The sequence below is a fragment of the Pseudohongiella sp. SYSU M77423 genome (genome assembly GCF_029911965.1).
Taxonomy (GTDB): domain Bacteria; phylum Pseudomonadota; class Gammaproteobacteria; order Pseudomonadales; family Pseudohongiellaceae; genus Pseudohongiella.
Map to the genome: position 1 here is coordinate 727,237 of NZ_JARYTH010000001.1, position 23,793 is coordinate 751,029.

General features: G+C 55.8%; 23 protein-coding genes and 1 pseudogene. 8 read left to right on the top strand and 16 right to left on the bottom strand.

Annotated elements, in window-relative coordinates; all coding sequences use genetic code 11:
- Positions 1-25: 25 nt before the first annotated feature.
- The 5 genes from cpdA to QGM61_RS03110 form a co-directional block, all read right to left on the bottom strand.
- Positions 26-817 (bottom strand): 3',5'-cyclic-AMP phosphodiesterase, encoded by a 792-nt coding sequence (cpdA, locus tag QGM61_RS03090; RefSeq protein ID WP_281131874.1) that lies wholly within the window; start codon positions 815-817, stop codon positions 26-28.
- A 21-nt stretch (positions 818-838) separates the two neighbouring features.
- Entirely contained in the window at positions 839-1,351 is a 513-nt protein-coding gene (locus QGM61_RS03095) for a DUF1249 domain-containing protein (RefSeq protein WP_317622124.1), read from the bottom strand.
- On the bottom strand, positions 1,329-1,967 hold the full coding sequence (locus QGM61_RS03100) for an NUDIX domain-containing protein (protein WP_281131875.1): 639 nt from the start codon (positions 1,965-1,967) through the stop codon (positions 1,329-1,331). The genes QGM61_RS03095 and QGM61_RS03100 overlap by 23 nt, the downstream gene beginning before the upstream one ends.
- A gap of 126 nt (positions 1,968-2,093) precedes the next feature.
- A complete protein-coding gene (locus QGM61_RS03105) occupies positions 2,094-2,822 on the bottom strand; it encodes a ChrR family anti-sigma-E factor (RefSeq protein WP_237132859.1) in 729 nt (242 codons plus the stop codon).
- A gap of 62 nt (positions 2,823-2,884) precedes the next feature.
- Positions 2,885-3,493: a sigma-70 family RNA polymerase sigma factor gene (locus QGM61_RS03110; protein ID WP_281131877.1), complete on the bottom strand. Its 609-nt coding sequence runs from the start codon at positions 3,491-3,493 to the stop codon at positions 2,885-2,887.
- A 296-nt stretch (positions 3,494-3,789) separates the two neighbouring features.
- On the opposite strand from QGM61_RS03110, the gene QGM61_RS03115 reads away from it, so the two are divergent.
- From QGM61_RS03115 to QGM61_RS03140, 6 genes are read left to right on the top strand one after another with little or no spacing between them, the layout of a single operon-like run.
- Positions 3,790-4,236, top strand: a complete 447-nt coding sequence (locus QGM61_RS03115; protein WP_237132857.1) for a nuclear transport factor 2 family protein — start codon at positions 3,790-3,792, stop codon at positions 4,234-4,236.
- A gap of 5 nt (positions 4,237-4,241) precedes the next feature.
- Positions 4,242-4,991, top strand: coding sequence for a DUF1365 domain-containing protein (locus QGM61_RS03120; protein ID WP_281131878.1), 750 nt, complete (start codon positions 4,242-4,244; stop codon positions 4,989-4,991).
- 8 nt (positions 4,992-4,999) lie between these two features.
- Entirely contained in the window at positions 5,000-6,331 is a 1,332-nt protein-coding gene (locus tag QGM61_RS03125; protein WP_281131879.1) for an SAM-dependent methyltransferase, read from the top strand.
- 8 nt (positions 6,332-6,339) lie between these two features.
- Positions 6,340-6,885 (top strand): DUF2878 domain-containing protein, encoded by a 546-nt coding sequence (locus QGM61_RS03130; protein WP_281131880.1) that lies wholly within the window; start codon positions 6,340-6,342, stop codon positions 6,883-6,885.
- Positions 6,882-7,640: a hypothetical protein gene (locus QGM61_RS03135; RefSeq protein WP_281131881.1), complete on the top strand. Its 759-nt coding sequence runs from the start codon at positions 6,882-6,884 to the stop codon at positions 7,638-7,640. The genes QGM61_RS03130 and QGM61_RS03135 overlap by 4 nt, the downstream gene beginning before the upstream one ends.
- A gap of 57 nt (positions 7,641-7,697) precedes the next feature.
- Positions 7,698-8,324, top strand: a complete 627-nt coding sequence (locus tag QGM61_RS03140) for a DUF2889 domain-containing protein (RefSeq protein WP_281131882.1) — start codon at positions 7,698-7,700, stop codon at positions 8,322-8,324.
- Here the strand turns inward: QGM61_RS03140 and pdsS are convergent.
- Together pdsS and pdsR are read right to left on the bottom strand one after the other, a co-directional pair.
- On the bottom strand, positions 8,302-10,503 hold the full coding sequence (pdsS, locus tag QGM61_RS03145) for a proteobacterial dedicated sortase system histidine kinase (protein ID WP_281131883.1): 2,202 nt from the start codon (positions 10,501-10,503) through the stop codon (positions 8,302-8,304). The two genes, QGM61_RS03140 and pdsS, sit on opposite strands and share 23 nt — an antisense overlap.
- A 33-nt stretch (positions 10,504-10,536) precedes the next feature.
- Positions 10,537-11,250: a proteobacterial dedicated sortase system response regulator gene (pdsR, locus tag QGM61_RS03150; RefSeq protein WP_281131884.1), complete on the bottom strand. Its 714-nt coding sequence runs from the start codon at positions 11,248-11,250 to the stop codon at positions 10,537-10,539.
- A gap of 294 nt (positions 11,251-11,544) precedes the next feature.
- On the opposite strand from pdsR, the gene QGM61_RS03155 reads away from it, so the two are divergent.
- Complete coding sequence (locus tag QGM61_RS03155; protein ID WP_281131885.1) at positions 11,545-12,240, top strand: glutathione S-transferase family protein; 696 nt, start codon at positions 11,545-11,547, stop codon at positions 12,238-12,240.
- Positions 12,241-12,365: 125 nt separating this feature from the next.
- Here QGM61_RS03155 and QGM61_RS03160 read toward each other — a convergent pair whose 3' ends face one another.
- The 4 genes and pseudogenes from QGM61_RS03160 to thiC form a co-directional block, all read right to left on the bottom strand.
- A complete protein-coding gene (locus tag QGM61_RS03160; RefSeq protein WP_281131886.1) occupies positions 12,366-12,563 on the bottom strand; it encodes a hypothetical protein in 198 nt (65 codons plus the stop codon).
- 119 nt (positions 12,564-12,682) lie between these two features.
- On the bottom strand, positions 12,683-13,078 hold the full coding sequence (locus tag QGM61_RS03165; RefSeq protein ID WP_281131888.1) for a hypothetical protein: 396 nt from the start codon (positions 13,076-13,078) through the stop codon (positions 12,683-12,685).
- A 156-nt stretch (positions 13,079-13,234) separates the two neighbouring features.
- Positions 13,235-14,305: a 3-deoxy-7-phosphoheptulonate synthase gene (locus QGM61_RS03170; protein ID WP_281131889.1), complete on the bottom strand. Its 1,071-nt coding sequence runs from the start codon at positions 14,303-14,305 to the stop codon at positions 13,235-13,237.
- Positions 14,306-14,310: 5 nt separating this feature from the next.
- Positions 14,311-16,137 (bottom strand): annotated as a pseudogene (thiC, locus tag QGM61_RS03175) (phosphomethylpyrimidine synthase ThiC); the annotation flags it as partial.
- Between the two features lie 352 nt (positions 16,138-16,489).
- Between thiC and QGM61_RS03180 the strand changes: the two are divergent.
- Positions 16,490-17,842, top strand: a complete 1,353-nt coding sequence (locus QGM61_RS03180) for a TolC family outer membrane protein (RefSeq protein WP_281131891.1) — start codon at positions 16,490-16,492, stop codon at positions 17,840-17,842.
- A 94-nt stretch (positions 17,843-17,936) separates the two neighbouring features.
- On the opposite strand, the gene hemH is transcribed toward QGM61_RS03180, so the two are convergent.
- The 5 genes from hemH to QGM61_RS03205 all read right to left on the bottom strand — a co-directional run bounded on the left by hemH (position 17,937) and on the right by QGM61_RS03205 (position 23,778).
- The gene (gene hemH, locus QGM61_RS03185) at positions 17,937-19,016 is read right to left on the bottom strand and encodes a ferrochelatase (protein ID WP_281131892.1); all 1,080 of its coding nucleotides are present in this window, start codon (positions 19,014-19,016) and stop codon (positions 17,937-17,939) included.
- Positions 19,017-19,066: 50 nt separating this feature from the next.
- Positions 19,067-19,486, bottom strand: coding sequence for a hypothetical protein (locus tag QGM61_RS03190; protein WP_281131893.1), 420 nt, complete (start codon positions 19,484-19,486; stop codon positions 19,067-19,069).
- A gap of 60 nt (positions 19,487-19,546) precedes the next feature.
- Positions 19,547-20,818 (bottom strand): O-acetylhomoserine aminocarboxypropyltransferase/cysteine synthase family protein, encoded by a 1,272-nt coding sequence (locus QGM61_RS03195; protein ID WP_281131894.1) that lies wholly within the window; start codon positions 20,816-20,818, stop codon positions 19,547-19,549.
- A gap of 151 nt (positions 20,819-20,969) precedes the next feature.
- Complete coding sequence (locus QGM61_RS03200; protein ID WP_281131895.1) at positions 20,970-22,412, bottom strand: GTPase/DUF3482 domain-containing protein; 1,443 nt, start codon at positions 22,410-22,412, stop codon at positions 20,970-20,972.
- Positions 22,405-23,778 carry a DUF2868 domain-containing protein gene (locus QGM61_RS03205; RefSeq protein ID WP_281131896.1) on the bottom strand — a complete coding sequence of 458 codons (1,374 nt, stop codon included), beginning with the start codon at positions 23,776-23,778 and terminating at the stop codon, positions 22,405-22,407. The genes QGM61_RS03200 and QGM61_RS03205 overlap by 8 nt, the downstream gene beginning before the upstream one ends.
- Positions 23,779-23,793 lie beyond the last annotated feature (15 nt).

Here is a 23,793-nt window from a genome sequence, read left to right on the forward strand (position 1 = left end):
TCGAGACTGTATTTTTGTTTTGGATTCAGTAACCGGCGGCTCGCTCGTCGATCTGAATCTTGAAGTTTTCCAGACGGTGCACCCAGGTATTGATTTCACCATTGTCCTGCAGTTCCAACCATCGGTAGGCTGGAGTTTTTCTGTCGAGTGCAAAATCCTCCACACCAGGTTTGAACTGGATACAGGTCGATGGAGTGCAGATATAGCGAATGCCGTCGTAGACCGCGTCCAGCTCTTGATGGATATGACCGTAAACAACGGCCCTGACCGATGAATAGCGGGCCAATAGCTCACGAAACTCATCGGCGTTGTGCAGGCCAATATCGCTCATCCACCCGGCGTTGCCCTGAATAGGATTATGATGCAAAAAGATGAGACTGTGCTGCAGAGACTTGTTTCGCTCGACGGACTCCAATAACTGAGCAAGGCGCTGCAATTCCGACTCCGGCAAGAGACCGTGCACACTGCCCCGCACGCTGGTATCAAGCATGATCAACAGCCAGTTACCAAGGGCCGCATCGCCGATGAAGGGGTTGTCGGCAAGCGCAAGAGAGGTCATCACCTCCCGATCATCATGGTTGCCGGGTATCCAGTAGTAAGGACATGACAGTTTGCGAACGGCGGCGTCGAAATGCAGGTAGGCCTGCTCTGATGCGTCCTGAGCGATATCGCCGGTGGCTACGATGAGATCTGCCGACAATGAATCATTGGCTATATCTGAAATGATGCGTTCAAAACTGACCGAAGTGTTCATTCCGAGCAGGGCCTGCTCTGAATTGCCAAACAAGTGTGTATCTGTGATCTGCAGTATTCGCATAAGCGAGATCACAAAACCAGGTCAGTCAATGGAAAGGAGACTGGACGGACGCGCATCGGCATCAGAGGCAAGACACAGCTGCAACCATTGCGCAAGAAATTCATTAATCTGCCTCTTTTCATCCTGATGATACATATCCGCATTCGGTACTGCGCTGCGTGCCGGTATGCGCCGTCGTCCCTGATAACTCACTGGCTCGGCGGTTCTGGCATCGAAGTAAAGCCTTACATCGATGACTGGCATACTGAGTCTCGCAGGCCAGGCCGACCGTCCATTAGCCAGCGCCACTTGCAGTGTCGCCGTGTAGGGAAAAGACTCTGTCAGGGTAAACATCACGTTCAAATCGTCGCCCAGACGGTGCTTCCACACGCGACCCTCTTTACTCGATTCTAGATCAGGCATCAGCGTTAGTAAACGTCTAAAATTGCGATCACAGGTACGCATGTACGCGGCCAGATCAACGCGATATCGCGGTCGAAATTCAGGATCCGCCAAAGAGGGATAGAAGCTGTTACTCACTACCTGAAACCTCATTGCCACCACTCAGCAGGGAGCTGTGATGCAGCTGCAGCCATTGCAGGGCGATGATCGCCATGGCATTGTCGATCACGCCTTGCGACAGCAGGTCTATCGCTTCAGACACAGACAGTACGACCACTTTGATGTCTTCATGCTCTTCGTCTAGCCCAAAGACACCGCCGGCATTCGCAGCGTCTACCTGGGCATAAAAAACACTGATACGCTCATCGCTGCCGCCGGGGCTGTTGTAATAATCACAGATAAAGCGCAGATTGCTGATGCTCAGGCCGGTTTCTTCCTGAACCTCTCGCATGGCCATCTGTTCGATACTTTCGTTCGCATCAAGCATACCGGCAACCAGCTCCAGCGCCCACGGCGCCCGATCGGTCTCATCAATCTGCCCGACCCTGAACTGTTCCACCAGGACCAGCTGGTCGCGCTTCGGATCATGTAACAGGACACCAGCAGCCCTGCCACGGCAAAACAGCTCTCGCGTAAAGGAATCACTCCACCCGCCCTTGTAGAGGCGATGACGCAGCGTCAGACGCTGCACAGAGAAAAATCCCTTAAACGCCGTTTCGCGCGCAACAATTTCTACATCAGAGCGACTGAAAACAGGTTTGTAAGTCATGAACGGCAGATGCCCTCAATCGAAAAAGCAGGCTTTCAAAAGGTCGCCATTATGCCGCAGAGGAAGGTTGTCTGCCACCTTGCCGGCATCGAGCCCGCAAGGTGGTGACGAGGATGCGAGCGTCTGTCAGTTAGTGACGCTGGACAGGCGCATGTTGACCAGAGGGTCCAACAGTCGGTACCAGATGGATGTTGGACGAATCGGTTGTTCAAGACTCACCAGGCACAGACAATCTGTGTCCATGGTCGCTGTTGGCTGATGCTTCTCGCCGGCATTGCGTACCACAAAATCGCCTCGCACGTACTGGCCTTCCGCATCCGAGAAGCTGCCTTTCAGCAGTACTGTAATTTCTTCGCCGTGGTGCTCATGCTCGGGCATCTGACCGCCGGCTTTGATATCGTAAAGCGCAATGTCACGACCGGCACTGCCCAGCCCGACAGGGGCAACTCGCAGATATTTGCCCAGCTGCACCCAGCGCATTGACTCAAGTGGTGTCTGGGTCAATTTCTGGAGAATTCGTGGCATGCCTGACATTGCTGCACTGTGATTGTCCGACTGCATGGTCCTGGCAGAGTCCGGCACGCTTATGTCGGCTTTTTTGCTGGCATCGGCAGCTCGTGCATCAATTTTGTTCATAAGACGCATGAAGTCATCATCCTGCGACGAGGAATCCGCATCCACTGCTGGCTCCATGGCTGCCATGATCTGTGCGCCGAGATCACTCAGCTGCTGGGCGTGCGCCCTGCATTTGGCACAGAATTCCAGATGCGCTGCCACGCAAATCGCCTCCGATGTCGGCAGTGTACCCGCCGCATAATCGGTCAGAAATCTTGAATCTGGATGAAATGTAACCATGTTGATACCTGTTGTTCGCGTAAGCTTTGTCTACCGCTGCAATTTTTCTGGGATCGATCAGATCAGCGGTCAATCAAAATTTGCATTTTGCTTAATGCCAGCCGGATACGTGACTTGACGGTACCCAGCGGCAAACCCATTTCCTCTGCCACTTCGTTGTGCGACTTGCCTTCCATAAACGCTTTATACAGCACCTGCAGCTGCTCATCGGGCAGAGTCTGCATGGCCTGCTTGATAACTTGTTCAGCTCGACGCTGCTGCAGATCTACCAGTGGTTCCGGTGACTCGGCGTCGTGCCAGATATCTTCGACATCAATCTTCCTGTCGTTTCGCTCATTACGACGGATAAAGTCGATTCGTGTATTCCGCGCAATGGTGAATATCCACGTATTCACACTGGCCTTGGACGGATTAAATGAAGCCGCCTTGTTCCAGACCTTTATCAGTACTTCCTGAGTGATCTCTTCCGCCTCTGTCCGATCAGCGGAAGCGCCCATGCTTTTAAGCAGAAACGCCCTGATCATTGGTGTGTAATGTTGATAAAGCCGCTGGAATGCCGATCTGTCACGCTTGTGCGCGACCAATCTAACCAGCTCCGCCCACGGATCTGGTTCACTGCGGCGATTCACTACTGCACTGGCTGCATTTTCCATATCGTCGTTGTTATCCACATAGTGTCCATGCGTTTGAGGTGAATTACGGACCGGATTCAACACTGGATCACCAAGCCGGTACAATTTTTGGTCCTGATTGACGTTTGCGGTCCCTGCCCAAGCCTGCATGATTGATCCGCAAGTCGGCAGGGTGCGTAACACTCACTAGCAACAACGCCGTCTGACTTCCTACAGCCAGGAAGACAGAGTTTACACGCGCAGACGCTATGGCATTTCCACATTCGTTAAGTTGTGACCTGCCCTCCAGGCAAGCTTACGCGCAACAGGTGAGATATACAATTATGGCCACGAACATGAGTTCCGTTACGGAGAATTTGCGCGCCGCATTACTGCGCGATTTCAAGGAATTCTATCGCGAACCCTCCTTGTCCAAGCTGGATGGGCTGGACCGGATATACACCCAGGACATCGAATTCCACGACCCGGTCCGTTCTTTGTACGGAAGGCTGGCCGTCAAGAACCAGCTGCGTGGCCTCTTATCTCAGGCACACAGCGTGCAGATGATCTGCGAAGATGAGCAAATCAGCGACAACAGCGCCACCCTGGTCTGGAAGATGCGTTTTAGACACAAAAAAATCAAGCCAAATCAGGTGCTTGAATCAAGAGGCATCACTCTGATACGTTACACAGACCGTATTTATTATCAGGAAGATTTCTTCGACATGGGTTCAGCCGTGTATCAGCACATTCCGCTACTGGGGTCCGTATTGCGACTGGTTAACAGGCGGATCGGGGGTTAGTGCCGATGCACAGCGCGATCTACAGTGGCCGGGTCCGTCATCGTCGCCTGCAGCCAAAGCGCCACCACTTCTCCTACCCGGTCTTCATGATGTATCTCGACCTCGATGAACTTGACGAGGTATTCGGCAGGCGCTGGATCTGGTCGCACAAACGACCCGCACCGGCCTGGTTCCGGCGCTCGGACTATCTGGGCCCTGCCAACGTCCCGCTCAAACAGGCGGTCTATGATCGAGTAGAGCAGGAGACTGGTGAGCGACCGACCGGACCAGTCCGACTGTTGACCAACCTTCGTTACTTTGGATATCTGATCAACCCGATCAGTTGCTACTACGTGTTCGACCAGGAAAACAATCTGCAACACATTGTCGCCGAAGTAACCAACACACCCTGGCGTGAAACTACCAGCTACGTGATTCCCTGCTATCCGGAGCGCGACACCCTGCATACCTTCGACAAGCAGATGCACGTCTCGCCCTTCATGCCGATGGACATGCAGTATCACTGGCGGGCCACTACACCTGCCGATCGCCTGAATATCAACCTGCAGAACTGGCGTGACGGCGAACAGGCGTTTAATGCCAGCCTCTCTCTTACCTCACGACCTGTCACGACCGGCAATCTGCTTCGTACCCTGCTGTCGTATCCATTAATGACCGTGCAGGTCGCCGCCGCCATTTACTGGCAGGCATTGCGGATATATCTGAAACGCATACCGTTTGTCCCCCATCCCAAGCGGATGATGATGAGGAGCTAAATCAAACCATGAAATCACCCGGCAACTATCAGGCAGGACTGGTCAACACCGGCGCCGTCGCCAGCAGCACGACTCAACCGGCTCAGGGCACCCGAAGCCAGCAACTGGCGCGCAACCTGCTGTTTCGACGGCTCAAGGGGCTTTCGCGAGGCATGTTGACCATCACCGAGGGGTCAGAACAGTTTCACTTCGGTGACAGCAGCACCAGCCCAGTCCATGCCAATGTGGTTGTGACAGATCCTGAGTTCTACAGCGCGGTGGCATGGAATGGCAGCATCGGCGGAGCGGAGTCCTACATGCAGCAGCACTGGCATACGCCAGATCTGGTCGCGCTGGTTCGCATCATGGTGCTGAACCTCAGTTTTCTACAGGGGATGGATCGCGGCAAATCAATGGGTGCACGCTTGCTCAACTGGTTTGCCCACAAAGCCAATCGCAATACAGTCAGCGGCTCGCGCAAGAACATTGCTGCCCACTATGACCTGAGCAACGACTTTTTTTCGCTGTTTCTTGATCCCACGATGATGTACTCAGCGGCTGTTTTTCGTGACCAGACTCAGACGCTGCATGAGGCATCAACAGCCAAGCTGACGCATATCTGTGAAAGACTGCAACTCAAGCCCAGCGACCATCTGGTTGAAATTGGCACCGGCTGGGGCGGTATGGCCATTCACGCCGCCAAGCATTATGGCTGCCGTGTGACCACTACCACCATCTCACAGCAGCAATATGAGTACACCCGTCAGCGCATTGCAGAGGAAGGACTGGAAGACCGGATCGAGTTGCTGATGAGTGATTACCGGGACCTTCAGGGTAAGTATGACAAGCTGGTTTCCATCGAAATGATCGAGGCAGTCGGTCACCAGTATTTCGCCACCTACTTCGAAAAATGTGCCTCGTTGCTGAAACCCGATGGTCTGATGCTGATTCAGGCAATTACGATTTCCGATCAGCGCTACGAAAAATCACTGCAGCAGGTCGACTTCATTCAGCGCTACATCTTCCCGGGCGGGTGTTTGCCGTGTAATGCGGTCATTGCCGGCCAGGTGGCTGAGCATACCGATCTGCAGATTGTCGGGCTGGAGGACATCACTCGAGACTATGCAATGACACTCGATCACTGGCGTCGCGCCTTCCTCAGCAAGCTCGACAGTGTGCGTGCCCAGGGCTTTGATGAAGCCTTCATACGCATGTGGGACTACTATCTGGCCTATTGCCAGGGCGGCTTCATGGAGCGGGTCATCCATACAGCGCAGATTCTCATGGCAAAACCTGAGTATCGACTGGCGCCCCTGCATGCCCGCGTTCAGGCAGGCACCTCGGGTCAAGGCCGAGCCTGAGGCGAATCATGGCAGCACCTCATTCGCTAATGGCAGGCGGTCTCAGCGAACGTCAACATATTGTGCTCAACGCGGTCGTCTTCCAGATCGCCTGGCTGGTGTGTGTCTGGTTTGGTTCGCTGGTTGCCGTACTGACTACCGTCGCTGTGGTGGCGCTGCACCTGACCCTGGTAAACAACGCCCGCGCTGAGCTTCAGTATATCGGCAAAGTGCTGGCAATAGGTTTTGCCTGCGACTGGCTGTTTGTACAGACAGGCGTGCTGGCGACCGGCGGCACGCTGCCGCCCGCCTGGCTGACCTGCCTTTGGGTGTTATTCGCCACCACGGTTGGTTACCCGATGCGTCTGTTTCACCATCGCATGGTGCTTTCAGCGCTGGGCGGCGGACTGTTCGCACCGCTTTCCTATTTTGGTGGCGCGAAGATGGCGGGGGTTGCCCTGATGCAGCCGGACTGGCTGGGCCTGTTGATTATCGGCCTTTCATGGGCACTGATATTCCCACTGGTGATTCATTTATACACTCAAGCCATGCGTCCTGCGGGAGTCGAATCATGAGAAAAGCGACCGGGCTGTTTTTGGGTCTTCTTATTTGCGGCATTTCCTCTGCCGCGTTCAGCAATAACACCGGGGAAATCACCATCCCGGATGACGTCTGGGCAGTGGGAACGGCGCGAACGCCTGATGGCAGTGAGATTCAGTACTACGAGTTTCATTTTTCCAATGCGGAGCGAGAGCTGACAACTCGTGTGGAATACCGTTACCCGGATGGCGAACTGTTTGCAGAAAAGCAGCTCAGTTACCAGGAGCCACTGGCCAGCCCCGAGCTGAACCAGCAGGACCTGCGCAATAACGCCCGGATCCAGATCAGTCGAATTGCATCCGGCGACGAGCTGACTGTGGAGCTTAATTATCGCGGTCACGACGCCGAGCAGGCTGAACAGGTGCGTATCAGTAGCGACGACAACCTCATTATCGACGCAGGCTTTGATGTTTTTATCCGACAGAACTGGGACGCGCTGGTCCAGGGCGACAGAGTGACCGCTGACTTTCTGGTCCCTGCACGTCTCGACAAGGTTCGCATTGGCATCAGCCGCACGGATACAGAAGACTGCGCACAACCAGAGGGCGAGGTGCATTGCTTCCTTATCCGTCCGGCAGGTTTTCTGCGTGTGGTCAGCTGGTTTGTCGACCCGATCGCAATTGGCTATGACCCGCAGAGCCAGCGGCTGCGCGTCTTCAACGGCATCAGCAACTTACGCGACGAGCAGGGTGAGTCGCGCAACGCACTGATTACCTTCGAATATTATTAAATAAAACGAGCACCCGCTTTTACGTTATAATCCTGCGCCTGAAGCGGAGGACCAGTTATGCCATTGCCGACACCGGCGCAGCGCCAGCACATTCATACCCGAAAAATCGATTTTGCAGGCTACGAACGCGACGATGGAATGTTTGACATCGAAGCACACCTGACAGACACCAAGTCCTATGCTTTCTCCAATAACTGGCGCGGCAATATTGAGCCAGGCGTGCCCATTCACGGTATGTGGTTACGCGTGACCATTGATGACCAGTTTGTTGTGCAGGACGTCGAGGCTTCGACGGATCACAGTCCGTTTGCAATGTGTCCCGATATCACGCCGGCCTACAAAGCGTTAAAAGGGTTGACCATGGGGCCCGGCTGGCGCCAGGCAGTCCGACAGAAAGTCGGCGGCATTCAGGGCTGCACACATCTGACTGAACTGCTGTTTCCGATGGCGACTGTTGCCATTCAGACTATCCGGCCGCTACAGAATCACCGGCGCAAGCTGGCCGACTCGGACAGTCGTCGCTCCGCTGGCAAACCGTTTGTACTTAACACCTGTCATGCCTGGGCGGAGTTTTCACCGGTCGTAAAAGAGAACGCACCTGACTACTACGTGCCTGCGGAGCGCAGCGAACGCGCCAGTGCAACAATTGCCACTGACGCCACTACTCCTGCAACAAAGGAATAATCAGCGTAATCGCGACTCCTTCAAATTCCTGAATGTTCTCGGCGCGGATATGCCCCTGGTGGAACTCGGTGATCAGTCGCGCGATATGAAGCCCCATGCCGAGGTGTGGTTCGCGCTGCTTTTCCTGCGGCCGCACCGAGATCATTGAGTCAAACAGACGCCCCTTCATTTCCTCGGGCAGGTAGGGGCCATAGTTGGTCACGCGCAGCACGGCACGCCCCTTGATGGCTCTACAGAACACGGTGATGGGTTTGCGGTAGTAGGTAAATTCCACCGCATTGGCAATCAGTTTGTCCATCAGCTGGGCAATATACTCAGGTACACCACTTACGATGACTGGCCCCTGCAGATCATCCTCAATCACCGCGTCCGGGTATGCAAGCCGGTAACCCTCCACACAGCCTGCCACCACTTTCGCCAGGTCGATGCGCTCTTTTTCCGAGGTCTGCAGCATCTGCTCAAGGCGCGTGGCCTCGCTCATATTGGTCAGGATCAGGTTCAGACGATTGATGCCATCTTCAGCGCGCTGAATGTAAACCGCGGACTCACGATCGTGAACGGTCATGCCCAGGTTTTCGAGTGAGGAGCGCACCACGGTCACGGGTGTGCGCAGTTCATGCGACAGGCGTGAGGACATGTTTTCCAGATAGTTGGTGTACTGCCCAAGGCGCTCCACCATGTTATAGAAGCTGCGCGACAGGTCACCAATCTCGTCAGAGTTGCGACTGGCCACGATGGTGTTCTTCAAGCGGCCATGGTCATCAATAATGTTTTCCGCCTGGTTGCGCAGTGCCCGGATGCGGGCGGAAATGCGTGAGGCAAAAAAGAACAGCCCAAAGGCCACCAGCAGCATCACGCCCAGGATGGTATTGAACAGTGTTTCCAGCGCCTGATTACGGAATGTGCGCAAGCCGTTCATGTTCTGATCAACCACCACTGCCCCCATCACCTCGCCGTCGGCAAAGATCGGATAGGCAGCTTCCAGGATGCGGGTCTGACTGGGATCAATGGTACGGAACTGCGTCATCGACTCTCCGTCCAGCGCCGCACTCAGATGCGCCCCCTCCAGCGTGCTGCCGACATACAGGTCGTCAATAAAGTCATTCGAAGGTTTGGTCAGAATCTGATAATAAAGCGGATGCAGAACATTATCTTCCATCCACGCCCAATAACGGTTGCGGTCCCTCTCGGTTTCTTCTGCAGCCAGCGTCAGTCCCGTGGCTGACTGGATATCCCCGACACTCAGCAGGACCCGGCTGCCACGATCGACAACCTGTATGCGCGAGTTGGTATGCCCCATGCCTTCCACGATCTTGTCGATCTCCGGTGTCGGTCGCAGCAGATTGCCGACCTCACTTCGCTGGTTCACATCTGACGTGGCCACGACTGCCGTGACATTGCGGGTCTCCGGGTCATCAACGTCATAGATGGCAAACCCGAGCCGCTGGCCGAGCATCGTCAAGGGTAAACGCAGCTCGACGACATAACCGTCTTCAGTTTCATACCACTGACCGCTGATCCTTTCCTCGTGTGTCAGCGCCCCTATGTCCCGCAGGTCATTGCCGATCTCGTAGGCATAAATGAACTCCGGTCCACGCGGCGAAATGACATAGCGATGCAATTCATTTTCCGGCGACACCAGCGAGATCTGCAGGAAGTCGCTGCGATGAATACTGAGGCTGTCCGGCGAGCGATACACCAGCTGGTTGTCGACCACCTTCAGGTAGGCATATAGATAACGGTTGTGCTCGCCGACCAGCAGGCGAAAATTCAGCGACTCGTCATTGTGGTAATAACGCGAGAACTCGCTTTGCGGGTTCAGTTGAGTGGCAATCGTATTGGCGCGTCCGTAGGGCAGTTCGTAACGCTGGTAGTCACGCCAGTCGACCAGTGATTCGTCGTCCAGGCTCAATGGATAATAGATTGGATAGACATAGAGGTTATCGCTGCGGCGAAGCGTGGGACTGAAGGTACCTTCATCAAACAGTTCAGGCCGTTCATTCAGTGCGGTTGCCAGCGCTCTTGCTGTACCAAGCACAACCTGCTCCTGGCCACGACGCAAATAGTCTTCCATCTCCAGAATATACTGGTAGCCCAGCCAGGGTATGACCAGCAGAAAGCTGGACAGGAAAACCAGCTTGAAGCGGATACCAAACGGTGTTTTCAGAGCCCGGGCCATATCAGTGATCCGAAGTAAAAATGCGACGGGGCATTATTCGGCGCTGGCCGAACTCGCCGGGATATTCCAGCGATACCCCATGCCGTACACCGTTTCGATACAGTCGAATTCTGGATCAACCTGCAGGAACTTCTTGCGTATGCGTTTGACATGGGAGGTGATGGTGCTGCCATCCACAAAAATCTTGGACTCCTGCATCAATACCTGGCGACTTTTTACGTGACCGGGAAATTTGACCAATGCGTGCACCATCCAGAACTCAGTCACTGTCAGTGGCACTGAGATGCCGGCCCACTGCACCGTGAGGCGGCCAATATCCAGCAGCAGCTTGTCGCGCTGCAGCAGGTTTTCCGGAGAGGTCGGCTGGTTGAGGGCATCCTGGCGGCGGAACAGCGCGGCAATTCGCGCCGACAGGTGCGGCAGACTGATATCCTTGGTCAGGTAATCATCCGCACCCATACGCAGGCCGCTGACGGTATCAAAGTCATTGTCCCTTGCGGTCAGGAAAATGATGGGCAGGGTTTCCGACATCGAGCGCAGCGACTGGCAAAGCGTGAAACCGCCGTCGATTTCATTCTCCAGGCCGATATCGATGATTGCCAGATTGGGCAAACGCAGGTCAAAAGCCTTCATTGCCTCGCGGCGGTTTGGGAAAGTCTGCACCTCATAGCCCTGCTTGCGCAGAACGTCGGCATAGTTCTCCCGAATGGCAGCTTCATCTTCTACGATCGCGATACGTCTTGCCATAGATCACCTTCAATACACGTGCACGAGCAGCCTGACTGCTGCGCCGACTATAACGCATTAGACGAGGCATTTAATCCGTCAGTTGGTGGCCATCTGTGCTTGTCAGTATTTTGCCACAATTAGTCAGGACAAAGCCCGGGTTTATGCCTGACGCTGCAATAAACCTGCGGTCTAATCGGTGACATAACAAAAATATCGACAGGCTGTACAGGTAAGGAAAGCACATCACGCGGGGGCCATTGCCACCAATGTGCTGACGTAGCCAAGCCGACTGACACGCAGGAGTCTGATCAGATGGATTCACCCCAGAGCACAACACCGTTCACCAAGAGTGGCATCAAACTGGTGATCGGCAACAAGAACTTTTCCTCATGGTCCATGCGCCCATGGTTGCTGCTGAAAAACTTCCAGATACCTTTCGAGGAAGTAAACGTTGCCCTGTATCAGCGCAATACCGCGGAAAAACTTGGTCCACTGTCGCCCTCGCTGAAAGTACCCGCGCTGATCCACCAGGAAACCACTGTCTGGGAATCACTGGCTATCTGTGAATATATCAACGAGACTTTTCTGGACGGCCGCGGCTGGCCAGCGAGTCCGCGCAAGCGCGCTACTGCGCGCTCGGTCTGCGCGGAGGTACACGCGGAATTCCCGGCTCTGAAGCACGACTGGCCAATGAACTGTCAGGCCAGCGTAGACCTCAACGTATCTGAAAACATCGCCAATGAAATCGCACGTATCGACGCCATCTGGAGCTGCTGTCGCCGGAAATACGGCGCCGGCGACGATTATCTGTTCGGCAGATTCTCGATTGCAGACTGTATGTACGCTCCCGTCGCTGTCACTTTTCGCGCTTATGGCGCGGTACTAAGCGCGCCAGCACAACGTTATGCAGACACACTTTTACGCAACCCCTGGGTTGAGGACTGGGTCGCGCAGGGTCGTGCCGAGCGAACCGAGCAGGTCGCGCTGGGAATAGTAAGCAATATGTAGTCGTTAGTGTGGGTAGTGGTAAGTGTGGGGCTGCTGATTGCCCCGCCATCGTGAATATTCAGCAGGCCATTGTGGCCTGCTTTTTTTTGGTCTCTCAACAAGTGTCCCGCATTCTGATCAAGCGCTCATTTCTGGCTGACTTCTTTTCGGGCACCCACGCCAGCAACCCAGAGCCCACCACCCAGAATTACGGCCGCGAGCACGCCAAACAACAAACTGGCCAGCACCAGACCGAATCCGACACCTGCACTCAAGCCAAGTCCAACCGCCAGCGCGATATTGCCACGACGGCGACGGACCTTTTTCTCTTTCTTCGTTTCCATGATGTCCCTCGTCTTGAATTCCTTGCTGCCAGCAACATTTGCCCAACGAGAAAGAGCGCCACGGGGTGACGCTCTCTCTACTCTTAGTACCAGTCTGTATCAATAATTGACCGTTAAGATCAACTCAAGGTATCAACCTGAACCCGCAGGAAGGTATTGGGTTCCAGCGTGTCTGCAGGCTCAAGATACACTTCCATGGCCTCTACCCGGATACAGTCGCCCGGCATCACCAGTGTTTCTTTGTCGTCGTACTCAATGCTGAGCGGTGTCACAATCGAGCTTTCACCTGCGCAGACTCGCACAATGCGCTCCTGAGAGTAGGAGACAACCTGCTTGCGGTCGTCCTCGAAAAACAGATATTCGTCGGGACCAGCCTGCATGCGGGCCTGCCACTCCAGATAAGAGTCTGTCATACCCTGCGCGTAAGACTGCCCTGCAAAAGAAGCGGCGATAAACGCTGCCGCAGCTGCCAGAATAGCCGTCATGCCTGACTTATGGTGAATTGACGTTTTCATATTTAGTCTCCTCGCCACGGTCATCGTCCATGGCTGATTCTATTCATGAATCATCAACTTCACTTTCAGGGTACGGGCTATATCTTTAGATTTCAAGGGGGTAGGAACAGGCGGCAGCGGGCGCATTGCCGCCGCCGGCCTTGACGGGGAATTGGACTATCTGCGCTTGGGCAACACATCCTTCAGCTTGGCAGCCATTTCCTTGATGCTGCGTTCGGTTTCTGCCCAGTCGATACACGCATCTGTCACTGATACACCGTATTTCAGCTCCTTCAGATCCTTGGGGATCTTCTGGTTGCCGAAGTTAATGTTGCTCTCCAGCATGACACCGATGATCGACTCATTACCTTCCAGAATCTGGTGCGTGACATCTTTCAGCACCAGTGACTGGATGGACGGATCCTTATTGGAGTTGGCGTGGCTGCAGTCGATCATGATATTGGTGCTCACTCCGCCCTTCTTCAGTGCTTCCTCGGCTTTCGCCACGTGTACCGAATCATAGTTGGGGCCGGCTGAGCCACCACGCAGCACAACGTGTGCGTAGGGATTGCCCTTGGTGCGTACCACAGCTACCTGACCGTCCTTGTTAATGCCGAGGAAGCGGTGCGGATGGCTGACTGACTGCATGGCATTGACAGCAACTGTCAAACCACCATCGGTGCCATTTTTGAAACCAACTGCTGATGACAGGCCACTGGACATTTCCCGGTGCGTCTGTGATTCGGTGGTGCGAGCACCAATAGCGGACCAGGCAATCAGATCCTGCAGGTACTGGGGAGAGATCGGGTCCAGCGCCTCGGTCGATGCCGGCAGCCCCATGCTGGCGACGTCCAGAAGCAGCTTGCGACCAATCTTCAGGCCTTCTTCAATCTGGAATGTGTCGTCCATGAACGGGTCATTGATCAACCCTTTCCAGCCAACGGAGGTACGCGGCTTTTCAAAATAGACGCGCATGACGATATACAGGCTGTCCTGCACCTCGTCCGCCAGCTTCTTCAGGCGCTCGGCGTAATCCATGGCCGCTTTCGGGTCATGGATGGAACACGGACCAACCACCACAAACAGTCGCGGATCTTTTCGATCCAGAATGTCGAAAATGGTCTGTCGACCCTTGCGAACGGATTCCAGCGCCGCTCCCTGCAGTGGCATCTTTTCCTTGAGTTGCTGCGGGGTCATCAATGTGTCAATGGACTCTATGTTGAGATCGTCTGCTTTGATATCTGTCATGCCTGTTAAACCTTGTGGTAGAGCTTGCGCCCTGTACTGTTGTATTCCTCTGCCATTTTCTGCATGCCTTCCAGCGCAGCCTGCTCCTCAGCATCCTGTGCTGCGGCGTAGTCACGCACTTCCTGGCTGATCTTCATGGAACAGAACTTGGGACCACACATGGAGCAGAAATGCGCCACCTTACCGGAGTCCTTGGGCAGTGTTTCATCATGGAAGGCCCGCGCCGTTTCCGGATCCAGACCCAGATTGAACTGGTCTTCCCAGCGGAATTCAAAACGCGCCTTGGACAGCGCATTATCTCGCAGCTGGGCGCCCGGATGCCCTTTGGCCAGATCGGCAGCATGGGCTGCAATCTTGTAGGCCATCAGTCCTTCTTTTACATCCTGCTTGTCTGGCAGTCCCAGGTGTTCCTTGGGAGTCACGTAACACAGCATGGCACAGCCAAACCAGCCGATCATCGCGGCACCAATGCCCGAGGTGATGTGATCATAGCCCGGCGCGATGTCGGTGGTCAGTGGCCCCAGCGTGTAAAATGGCGCTTCGTCGCAAACTGCCAGCTGCTTGTCCATATTTTCCTTGATCATGTGCATGGGCACATGTCCTGGACCTTCGATCATGCATTGTACGTCGTGTTTCCAGGCAATCTTGGTAAGCTCACCCAGCGTTTCCAACTCGGCAAACTGCGCGGCGTCATTGGCATCTGCCACCGAGCCGGGACGCAGGCCATCGCCCAGCGAGAAGGAGACATCGTAGGCCTTCATGATTTCGCAGATGTCTTCAAAATGCGTGTACAGGAAGTTTTCCTTGTGATGCGCCAGACACCATTTGGCCATGATCGAACCACCGCGCGAAACAATGCCGGTCACGCGTTTGGCGGTCAGCGGCACATAACGCAGCAGAACACCGGCATGAATTGTGAAATAGTCCACACCCTGCTCGGCCTGCTCAATCAGCGTGTCGCGGAAAATCTCCCAGGTCAGGTCCTCGGCGACACCGCCGACTTTTTCCAGCGCCTGGTAAATAGGCACAGTACCTATCGGCACCATGGAGTTACGGATGATCCACTCACGTGTTTCGTGAATGTTCTTGCCTGTCGACAGATCCATCACGGTATCTGCACCCCAGCGCGCAGCCCAGGTCAGCTTCTCCACCTCTTCTTCAATTGAAGATGTAACAGCCGAGTTGCCGATATTGGCATTGACCTTCACCAGGAAGTTGCGGCCGATGATCATCGGTTCAATTTCCGGGTGATTGATGTTGGCCGGGATGATGGCGCGACCGCGTGCGACTTCGTCACGCACAAATTCGGGGGTTATTTCCTTGGGAATGGCAGCGCCGAAAGACTGACCCGGGTGCTGGAATCCCAGATCATTGACATCACCACCACCGAGCTGCTGCTCGCGCATCTGGGCAATGCTCATGTTCTCGCGGATGGCGATGTATTCCATCTCCGGAGTAATGATGCCCTGCCGCGCGTAATGCAGCTGGGTCACATTGGCCCCGGCTTTGGCGCGGCGTGGACGACGCATATGCTCAAAGCGCAGATGGGCTGTCTGTACATCAGCCTGGCGTTGACGGCCAAATTCCGAGCTGACGCCGGGCAGCTGCTCAGTATCGCCACGCTCTTCGATCCATGCTTCACGGATAGCCGGCAGACCGGTGCGCAGATCTATTTCTACTTCCGGGTCCGAGTAGACGCCCGAGGTGTCATAAACACGCACCGGCACGTTGGGTTCCAGGCCTTTTTCGGTCTGGGTATCTGCCAACACGATTTCACGCATGGGCACACGCAGGTCGGGTCGGCTGCCGGATACATACACTTTATGCGATCCGCTGAACGAATATCGGGTTCTGTCGTCCAGTTCGGTAATCCTGTCGAGAAAGTGTTCGGGCTTGGCACTCATTGGTCTATCCTGCTCTCAGGCCTTATCGGGCCTGCTGTATAGAAATTTATAGGCACGGTTCAGAGCCGCTCATTATGCCTTAAAGCGAGGCAAAGTGTTACCGCCTGCGGCAGGTAGTGTAATGTCAGGCGACACAATCTCTTCACAATCTGTTAATTGGATAGTTTCGTAACACTGTGTAGAATGATCGATGCTCTGCGGGCCCTCTCTGGCTGAATCCAGGCCGCTTTCACAGCTGGCATTTTTTCAGCCAATGATTAATGTAACAGGACTTCTGAATATGCAACGTTTTTTCCGCAAAACAGTTCTCGCGGCGGGCTTGGTATTTGCCTCTCAATTGGCCGTGGCTGACGATCTGGTGACCATACTGGAACTGGCCATGCGCAATGACCCGGCGCTGCGGCAGGCCCAGGCCCAATTACAGTCCGGCCAGCAACAGGTCGTTCAGGCCCGCGCCAGCCTGCTGCCCCAGGCCAGCGCTTCATTCACCGAACAACGCCAGGCTTCTGGCCCCGAAGGCGATGTCACCCTGACAGACCTTGACCAGGAAACCACCCGTTACGGTATCAACGTCAGCCAGTCACTACTGAATCTGGCCAGCTGGTACAGTTACCAGGGCGCCAAGGAAGCTGATCAGGCCCGTATGTTCAACTTTCAGGCTCAGGAACAGGATCTGATCATCCGTGTAGCTTCAGCCTACTTTAATGTGCTGCGCGCGATCGACGATCTGAATACCCGTCGCCAGGAAGAAGAGGCGTCCCAGCGCCAGTTCGAACGTACTCAGCAGCGCGAGGAAGTCGGCCTGGTCGCGATCACCGAAGTCTACGAGGCCCAGGCAGCCTACGACCTGGCGCGCAACAACACCATTCTGGCCGAAGATACCCTGGCCAGCAGTTACGAGGCGCTGGAAGCCATTACCGGACAGCCGCATCCGAACATTGATGTGCTCCGCGAAGACTTCCCGGTAACACCCGCCGAAGGCGACATTGAGCAGTGGGTCAGCGAAGCAATGAACAACAACCCGCAACTGCAGGCTGCTCTTGCCGGTGTTGACGCCCAGACGCTGATTGCCAAGGCACGTCGCTCTGACCACCTGCCGACTGTCAGCCTGCAGGGTGGTTACCAGAATACTGAATCCAACTCCACCCGGGGAGCTGACGGCAGCCTGCGTGACGCCGGTGCCATCGAGGGCGCCAGCGTGTCACTGACAGTGAGTGTGCCGTTGTTCTCAGGCTTTGCCACCACCGCGCGCCGCGAGCAGGCTGAGTACGATCTGGTCGCTCAGCAGGAATCTGCCAATCTGGCTCGCCGTCAGGTAACCCAGGATATCCGCAACGCGTTTCGACGCGTCAACACCGACGCCATGGTAATTGCGCAACGTCAGCAGGCCATCGTGTCAGCCGAAGCTGCTCTGAACGCCATCGAAGCCGGCTATGAAGTGGGCACACGAAACATCGTTGACGTCGTACTGGCGCGCCAGAACCTGTTCGTGGCGTTGCGCAACTACTCCGATGCCCGTTACAACTATGTGATCGACACACTGCAGTTGAAGCGCACTGCCGGTGTACTGACACCGCAGGACGTGATCGACCTGAATGAGTGGCTGGAAGCCGAGGCCGCCTCCGCTCAGTAATCCTATCGCAACCGGCATGGCGACAAATTACTGTCGCCATACCAAACGCACCCCCCCGACTTACCAACCAGGCTGATAGTTTTTCAGCAGCCTGCTAGTCTTTGGCGCCCTGCGCCTGCGCAAGTTGCTGACGATGTTCGTCTACCGTCTCAACTGACCAGCCAGTCAGATTTTTCTCTACCAGCGTCGCCAGCGCATCGATGTGCTCGGGCCTGTCGTTAAGCGCAGAGATGTACTCGTAACGCTCGCCGCCAGAGTGCATGAAGTATTCGCGGTTCTCTTCACCAATCTCTTCAATGGTTTCCAGGCAGTCAGCGGAAAAACCGGGGCAGAATACCTGTACTGACTTGATGCCCTGCGCTGGCATGGCCTTCAGTGTCTCGTCGGTGTAGGGCTTCAGCCACTCTTCGCGGCCGAACCGGCTCTGGAATGTGGTTTGCCACTCATCGTCGCCCAGATCCAGAGCCTGCGCCAGCAAACGTGAAGTCTTGTGGCATTCGCAGTGATAGGGGTCGCCATTCAGCAGGTACTTCTTGGGCACACCATGGTAGGAAAACAGCAGTTTGTCCGCACGACCGTGCTGCTGCCAGTGCTCCTGAATGCGCGTCGCAGCGGCCTGAATAAAAGGATCAAAATCATGGTAGTGGCTGACAAAGCGAAAATCCGGAAGCCAGCGCCGTTTTGCGAAATCCTGGGCGATGGCATCAAACGTGGACGCCGACGTGGAGGCCGAATACTGTGGATACAGAGGCAACACAAGCAGCTGGCGCACGCCCTGGTCCATCATCTTCTGCAATACCGAAGGGATGGAGGGGTTGCCGTATCGCATGGCAAAATCCACCACCAGATTGTCATGGCCATTTTCATTCAGCTTTTTGGCCAGCGCCTGCGCCTGGTTGCGCGTGTGAAACAACAATGGCGAACCCTGCTCGGTAAACACCGTAGCATACGCCTTGGCCGATCGTGGCGGTCGGATATTCAGAATGACACCATGCAGGATCAGCCACCAGACAGGTCGCGGCACCTCCACCACTCGCGGGTCCCACAGGAACTGCTTCAGGTAGCGTCGCAAGGCTGAAGTTTTAGGTGCATCCGGCGTTCCCAGATTAGTGACCAGAACGCCTATCTTGTCCTGTTGCCGATGCGTAAAAGTCGGACTGCCCGTGAATTTCATGCTTTGTCTCTCTCGAACTCGAACGAAACCCAGTCAATATTCAGACTGTGTTATGACTGTTTATCCTGCTTTTGCTGCTCATCACCAGTGTCTAGCCCGGCCTCCGCATCAGACTGCAGGCTGCCGGCGTGGCGCGAGCTGACCAGTGCCGCCACCGCAAACTGCGGCAGCGACAGCACAGTTACGTAGATCATCGCAATCGGGATCGTTGCACCGTTGCCATACAGGATGGACGCAAACACCTGCCCCAGCATCATGCTGAGCGGCCAGCGCCAGCTGCGCTGCGGAAACTGTCGTGTAATCAGCCAGATACCCACACACAAGATGGGCCAGCCCAGAACAAAATAGCTGACACTCGACCAGGCCACCGGTGACTGACCAACGCTGGCGATCAGAATATAGACCAGCGCACCGACCGCACCGGCGACCCAGTGGCCCATCCCATCGTTGACTCTTTCAGGCTTGTCCATGGTCACCTGCATCCCCGCCCCGAGTTGTTACGCTGTGCTTTTGCTGATGCACGATGAGACTCATACCTTCGACAGCGCCTGATCAATGTCGGCAATAATGTCGTCGATGTGCTCGATGCCTACCGACAGACGGACCAGATCCTCACTGACGCCAGCGCGTGCCAGCTCTTCCGGATTCAACTGACGATGGGTGGTTGTCGCCGGATGGCAGGCCAGTGACTTGGCATCACCAATATTCACCAGCCGCAGAATCATCTGCAGCGCATCGATAAATCTGGCACCTGCCTCACGGCCACCTTTGATACCGAAACTAAGAATACCTGACGCCTTTCCGCCGCATATCTTCTGACACACTTCACGGTAGGGACTGTCATCCAGCCCGGCGTAGTTGACCCAGGCCACTTTTGGATGTTTTTTGAGATGACGGGCAACGGCCAGCGCGTTGTCGCAATGTCTCTCGATACGCAGCCCCAACGTCTCCAGCCCCTGCAGAATCAGGAAAGAACTATGCGGTGAAAGCGCAGCACCGGTATTGCGCAGCGGCACAACACGGCAGCGACCGATAAATGCCGCTGGGCCCAGCGCTTCAGTATAAACAACACCGTGGTAGGACGGGTCCGGCTCGTTCAGCATCGGGAAACGCGCTTTGTTGGCGACCCAGTCAAACTTGCCCGAGTCGATGATGATTCCGCCTACCGTGGTGCCATGACCGCCAATGTATTTGGTCAGTGAGTGCACGATAATGTCAGCGCCATGATCAAAGGCGCGGCACAGGTAAGGTGTCCCCACGGTATTGTCGACGATGAGGGGTACGCCATGACGGTGAGCAATCTCACTCAGGCGCTGCAGATCCACAACATTGCCCGCCGGGTTGCCAATCGACTCGCAGAATACAGCGCGTGTCTTGTCATCAATCAGGCTTTCCAGCTTTTCGTAGTCGTCGAAGGACGCCATGCGAACATCGATGCCCTGATTCGGCAATGTGTGTGCGAACAGATTGTAAGTGCCGCCGTACAGCTGGCTGGTGCTGACGATATTGTCGCCTGCACGCGTAATACACTGAATTGCATAAGTAATCGCCGCCATACCGGATGCCAGTGCCAGTGCGCCGATACCACCTTCCATTTGCGCCAGACGCTGTTCCAGCACGTCATTGGTCGGATTCATGATGCGGGAATAGATGTTGCCGGGCACTTTCAGATCGAACAGGTCGGCACCATGCTGTGTATTGTCGAAGGTGTATGACGTGGTCTGATAAATGGGCACTGCTGCAGATTTTGTAGTCGCTTCGGATTCGTAACCGTGATGAAGTGCCAAAGACTCGAGTCTCATGGTGATCTCCCCTGAATAGTGATGCTTTGTGCGGGCGTATTGATGGTTTTTGTGTTTAGGGCGAGAGTATACCTGCTTTGTACTCCGCCCCCTAGAACAGGAATCTCAATGAATGTCTGAAAGGGTCGACAGATCCTTCGCGGCTGTTGTGTCAGCGCTGATCCGGCTCGTCCCTGTAACGGCTGGCCAGCAGGTCCTGAAGATTTTTCGACAGCTGTTGAACTGCCTGATGCTTTCCTGAACTGCCCATGACGGCGTCACTGTCACGGGCCCAGCCAGACTGGGATCTCGCGCGACGCAGACTCTCGGGCAACTCATTGTGAACGAACAGTGGTTCCCGACTGCCACCGCCAATGTCGCTCAATCGCGCCAGCGCCAGCTTCTGCTGGGCGGCGTGTCCGCGCCGCTCCAGGGCGGCCAGCAGGTCTACCTGCCGGGTTGCCAGTGCGTTAAGAATACTATCGTCCACGCGCAGGGTTTTTTCACCAGTCACACGCGCCATCAGGTCGCTGCCATAGTGCCGCAGGGTCTGAAACCCACCACCCAGCAGCGCACCTGTCGCTGCCGCGGCACCGAGCGTCATGCCGCCCACCATCAGATCAATGCCCAGCCCTGCTGCTGCACCAGCGGCTGCGCCACTGCCAAGCTGTATTCCCATGTTCTGCAAAGTGTAAGGGTCAAACAGATCCTGCTCCCAGCGACCGTCGACCAGCGGCAGGCCATCTGCGTCAATGTCGTCAGGATAAAATCGATGCAGGCTCAGCAGCTGGGCGACACACGACTGTTCGTGCTCACGCACGGCTTGGTTGAGACGTTCAATTCCGCGTTGCAGTGACTGCTCATCACGACTGATGCGCAGCTTCAGTGCCGCAGTCTCTACCAACAGCATTGCAATCAGGTCGAGCGCTGCTGTGTGGCGTTGTTGTGCATCCGCCTCGTGACTGCGGATCAATCGCTGCAGTGTCGCACCATGGGCATCCAGCAGACTGGCCAGTTTGGTGTAGAGTGTTTTCTCGCCATCCCGGGCCGGCGCTACGGAGTCGAAACGCACAATGGCATGCAGTCCAAGCCCGGCCAGCATCTCACGCCATTCGGTCTCATTGGTCTTCTGCCCGGCAACAAAGTTCAGCAGAGGCAACAGGGGCACACCACACATATTAAGAATTTCGAGCTCATCGCGGTGCTTGGACAGGACCGGATCACGCGCATCGATCACGTAGAGCGCAGCATGGCTGCGCAACATCTGCCGCAATACCTTGGCCTCCTGCTCAAAGCGCTCGGCGGCGGGAGCCGACTGCAGAAAACGTTCAATGCGCGTCGGACCATCTTCCCTGGCAGCAACACGTTGCTCGACCTGCGCACTCTGCTGGTCCAGCAAATCCAGCAGGTCTATCGCATCTTCGATGCCGGGCGTGTCGTAGAGCTCCAGAAGCGTCTGCCCCTGAACATTCAGGCGCGCCACTTCAACATGCCGCGTAGTGCCGGGTCGCCCAGAAACCTCACCAAATCGCGCATCACGCGTCAAGGTTCGCAACAGCGAGGTCTTGCCGGTATTGGTATGCCCTACCACCGAAATTTTCAGGCTATCAACCATTATGAACTCCCAGCTGGTTCAGCGCTTCGGTCATCGCGTGATGTATATGGGCACTGTCCACGCCGATATCGCGCAAAGAATCGTGCCAGCTTGTCAGACGCTCGTCGCTGCTTTGTTCACTGTTGTGCAAAACAATTTGCGTGACCCCGGCCAGACTGCCGGCATTCACCAGCCAGTGCAGGGTACCCCGGTCCGGCGACAGTCGCGCATCGCAGATGACCATCAGGGTGCCAGGGCGCGCCTCGGCCAGCGCACTCAGGCTCTGTTGACGCTGCCCACGGCTGTTCACCTCCAGGCATTGGGTGTGCTCCGGCAATTCAGCCGGTGGCCAGGGCTTGATGGCCGTCAGTTCGTAGGCAACCAGAACGCTGGTACCCGGACGTGGGTTGGAGACCGGAACTATGCGTGCCGCCTGTCCGGCTTCCGGGGCGGGATCAGTCACATGCCGCTCATTCAGATCGGGCGTCAATCGCTGCACCAGTGGCGCCCACTCTGGCGCCGTAGTTTGCAGCCTTAGTTGTCGGAGACCAACCAGCAACCGGATCGAACTGATCAGGATCAACACCAGCCTTGGCATCAACCCGTAGAGGGCAACCGATGCCGTCAACCAGGCCGCCCACTGACGTCGCACCTCGTCCGCCTGTGATTGGTCTGCGCCCACCAGTGTTGCTGCATCGGGGATGGAGATACCCAGTGTCTGCGGCAATAGCGAAAGCCCATGGACCAGCGCCGTGAACACGTCGGCCGACAGAATGGTGGTTTCCCAGGTAAACGCATAACTGCGCAGAGCCAGTGTCCATAACAGGCCAAACAGCGCTCCCAGCATCGCGCACAGCCACACCGTGTGACTCAGCAGGCCCAGCCACCAACGCATCAGATCAGCACGCTGGTTCAGAGTGGCAAAAGCCCGGGTCAAAGCTTTGTGGTGTTCACCCGGCAGATAATGTGTTAACTGGAACACCAGGCGACCCAGCAGGGCACCATCGGAGCGCGCCAGCATTCCCAGCAGCCAGAACAGCAGCATCAGCAGATTCAGACCCAGCAGACCGCCCAGCGCCCAGGGGATATTGACGGCTTGCGTACCGTCGCCCAGAACTGCCAGCGCCGTTGTGAAACCACCAGCCAGCGCCAGAACGCTGATGACCATCAGGATCAGGATACAGTGACGTCGCCAGGCGGACTGGATTTCCGGCAACTGGTGTCGGGCGCCAATAATCGCCGCCCAGCGCAGCACTCGCTGTTCAGCCTCAGTCGCCGCGCCTTCACGAGCCCCTGCCTCAGCCTGGAGATCCGACGCGGCCCCCTGCAGAAGTCGCACCGCCTCCGCCTGCCATCGCGCCTTGAAACTAGCCTGCTTGTCTGACAATCCTCACAACCCCTG

Excerpts from the sequence above, each read along its gene's own strand:
- cpdA (WP_281131874.1), bottom strand. The coding sequence starts at position 817 with ATGCGAATACTGCAGATCACAGATACACACTTGTTTGGCAATTCAGAG.
- QGM61_RS03095 (WP_317622124.1), bottom strand. The coding sequence starts at position 1,351 with ATGAGGTTTCAGGTAGTGAGTAACAGCTTCTATCCCTCTTTGGCGGAT.
- QGM61_RS03100 (WP_281131875.1), bottom strand. The coding sequence starts at position 1,967 with ATGACTTACAAACCTGTTTTCAGTCGCTCTGATGTAGAAATTGTTGCG.
- QGM61_RS03105 (WP_237132859.1), bottom strand. The coding sequence starts at position 2,822 with ATGGTTACATTTCATCCAGATTCAAGATTTCTGACCGATTATGCGGCG.
- QGM61_RS03115 (WP_237132857.1), top strand. The coding sequence starts at position 3,790 with ATGAGTTCCGTTACGGAGAATTTGCGCGCCGCATTACTGCGCGATTTC.
- QGM61_RS03120 (WP_281131878.1), top strand. The coding sequence starts at position 4,242 with ATGCACAGCGCGATCTACAGTGGCCGGGTCCGTCATCGTCGCCTGCAG.
- QGM61_RS03125 (WP_281131879.1), top strand. The coding sequence starts at position 5,000 with ATGAAATCACCCGGCAACTATCAGGCAGGACTGGTCAACACCGGCGCC.
- QGM61_RS03130 (WP_281131880.1), top strand. The coding sequence starts at position 6,340 with ATGGCAGCACCTCATTCGCTAATGGCAGGCGGTCTCAGCGAACGTCAA.
- QGM61_RS03135 (WP_281131881.1), top strand. The coding sequence starts at position 6,882 with ATGAGAAAAGCGACCGGGCTGTTTTTGGGTCTTCTTATTTGCGGCATT.
- QGM61_RS03140 (WP_281131882.1), top strand. The coding sequence starts at position 7,698 with ATGCCATTGCCGACACCGGCGCAGCGCCAGCACATTCATACCCGAAAA.
- pdsS (WP_281131883.1), bottom strand. The coding sequence starts at position 10,503 with ATGGCCCGGGCTCTGAAAACACCGTTTGGTATCCGCTTCAAGCTGGTT.
- pdsR (WP_281131884.1), bottom strand. The coding sequence starts at position 11,250 with ATGGCAAGACGTATCGCGATCGTAGAAGATGAAGCTGCCATTCGGGAG.
- QGM61_RS03155 (WP_281131885.1), top strand. The coding sequence starts at position 11,545 with ATGGATTCACCCCAGAGCACAACACCGTTCACCAAGAGTGGCATCAAA.
- QGM61_RS03160 (WP_281131886.1), bottom strand. The coding sequence starts at position 12,563 with ATGGAAACGAAGAAAGAGAAAAAGGTCCGTCGCCGTCGTGGCAATATC.
- QGM61_RS03165 (WP_281131888.1), bottom strand. The coding sequence starts at position 13,078 with ATGAAAACGTCAATTCACCATAAGTCAGGCATGACGGCTATTCTGGCA.
- QGM61_RS03170 (WP_281131889.1), bottom strand. The coding sequence starts at position 14,305 with ATGACAGATATCAAAGCAGACGATCTCAACATAGAGTCCATTGACACA.
- QGM61_RS03180 (WP_281131891.1), top strand. The coding sequence starts at position 16,490 with ATGCAACGTTTTTTCCGCAAAACAGTTCTCGCGGCGGGCTTGGTATTT.
- hemH (WP_281131892.1), bottom strand. The coding sequence starts at position 19,016 with ATGAAATTCACGGGCAGTCCGACTTTTACGCATCGGCAACAGGACAAG.
- QGM61_RS03190 (WP_281131893.1), bottom strand. The coding sequence starts at position 19,486 with ATGGACAAGCCTGAAAGAGTCAACGATGGGATGGGCCACTGGGTCGCC.
- QGM61_RS03195 (WP_281131894.1), bottom strand. The coding sequence starts at position 20,818 with ATGAGACTCGAGTCTTTGGCACTTCATCACGGTTACGAATCCGAAGCG.
- QGM61_RS03200 (WP_281131895.1), bottom strand. The coding sequence starts at position 22,412 with ATGGTTGATAGCCTGAAAATTTCGGTGGTAGGGCATACCAATACCGGC.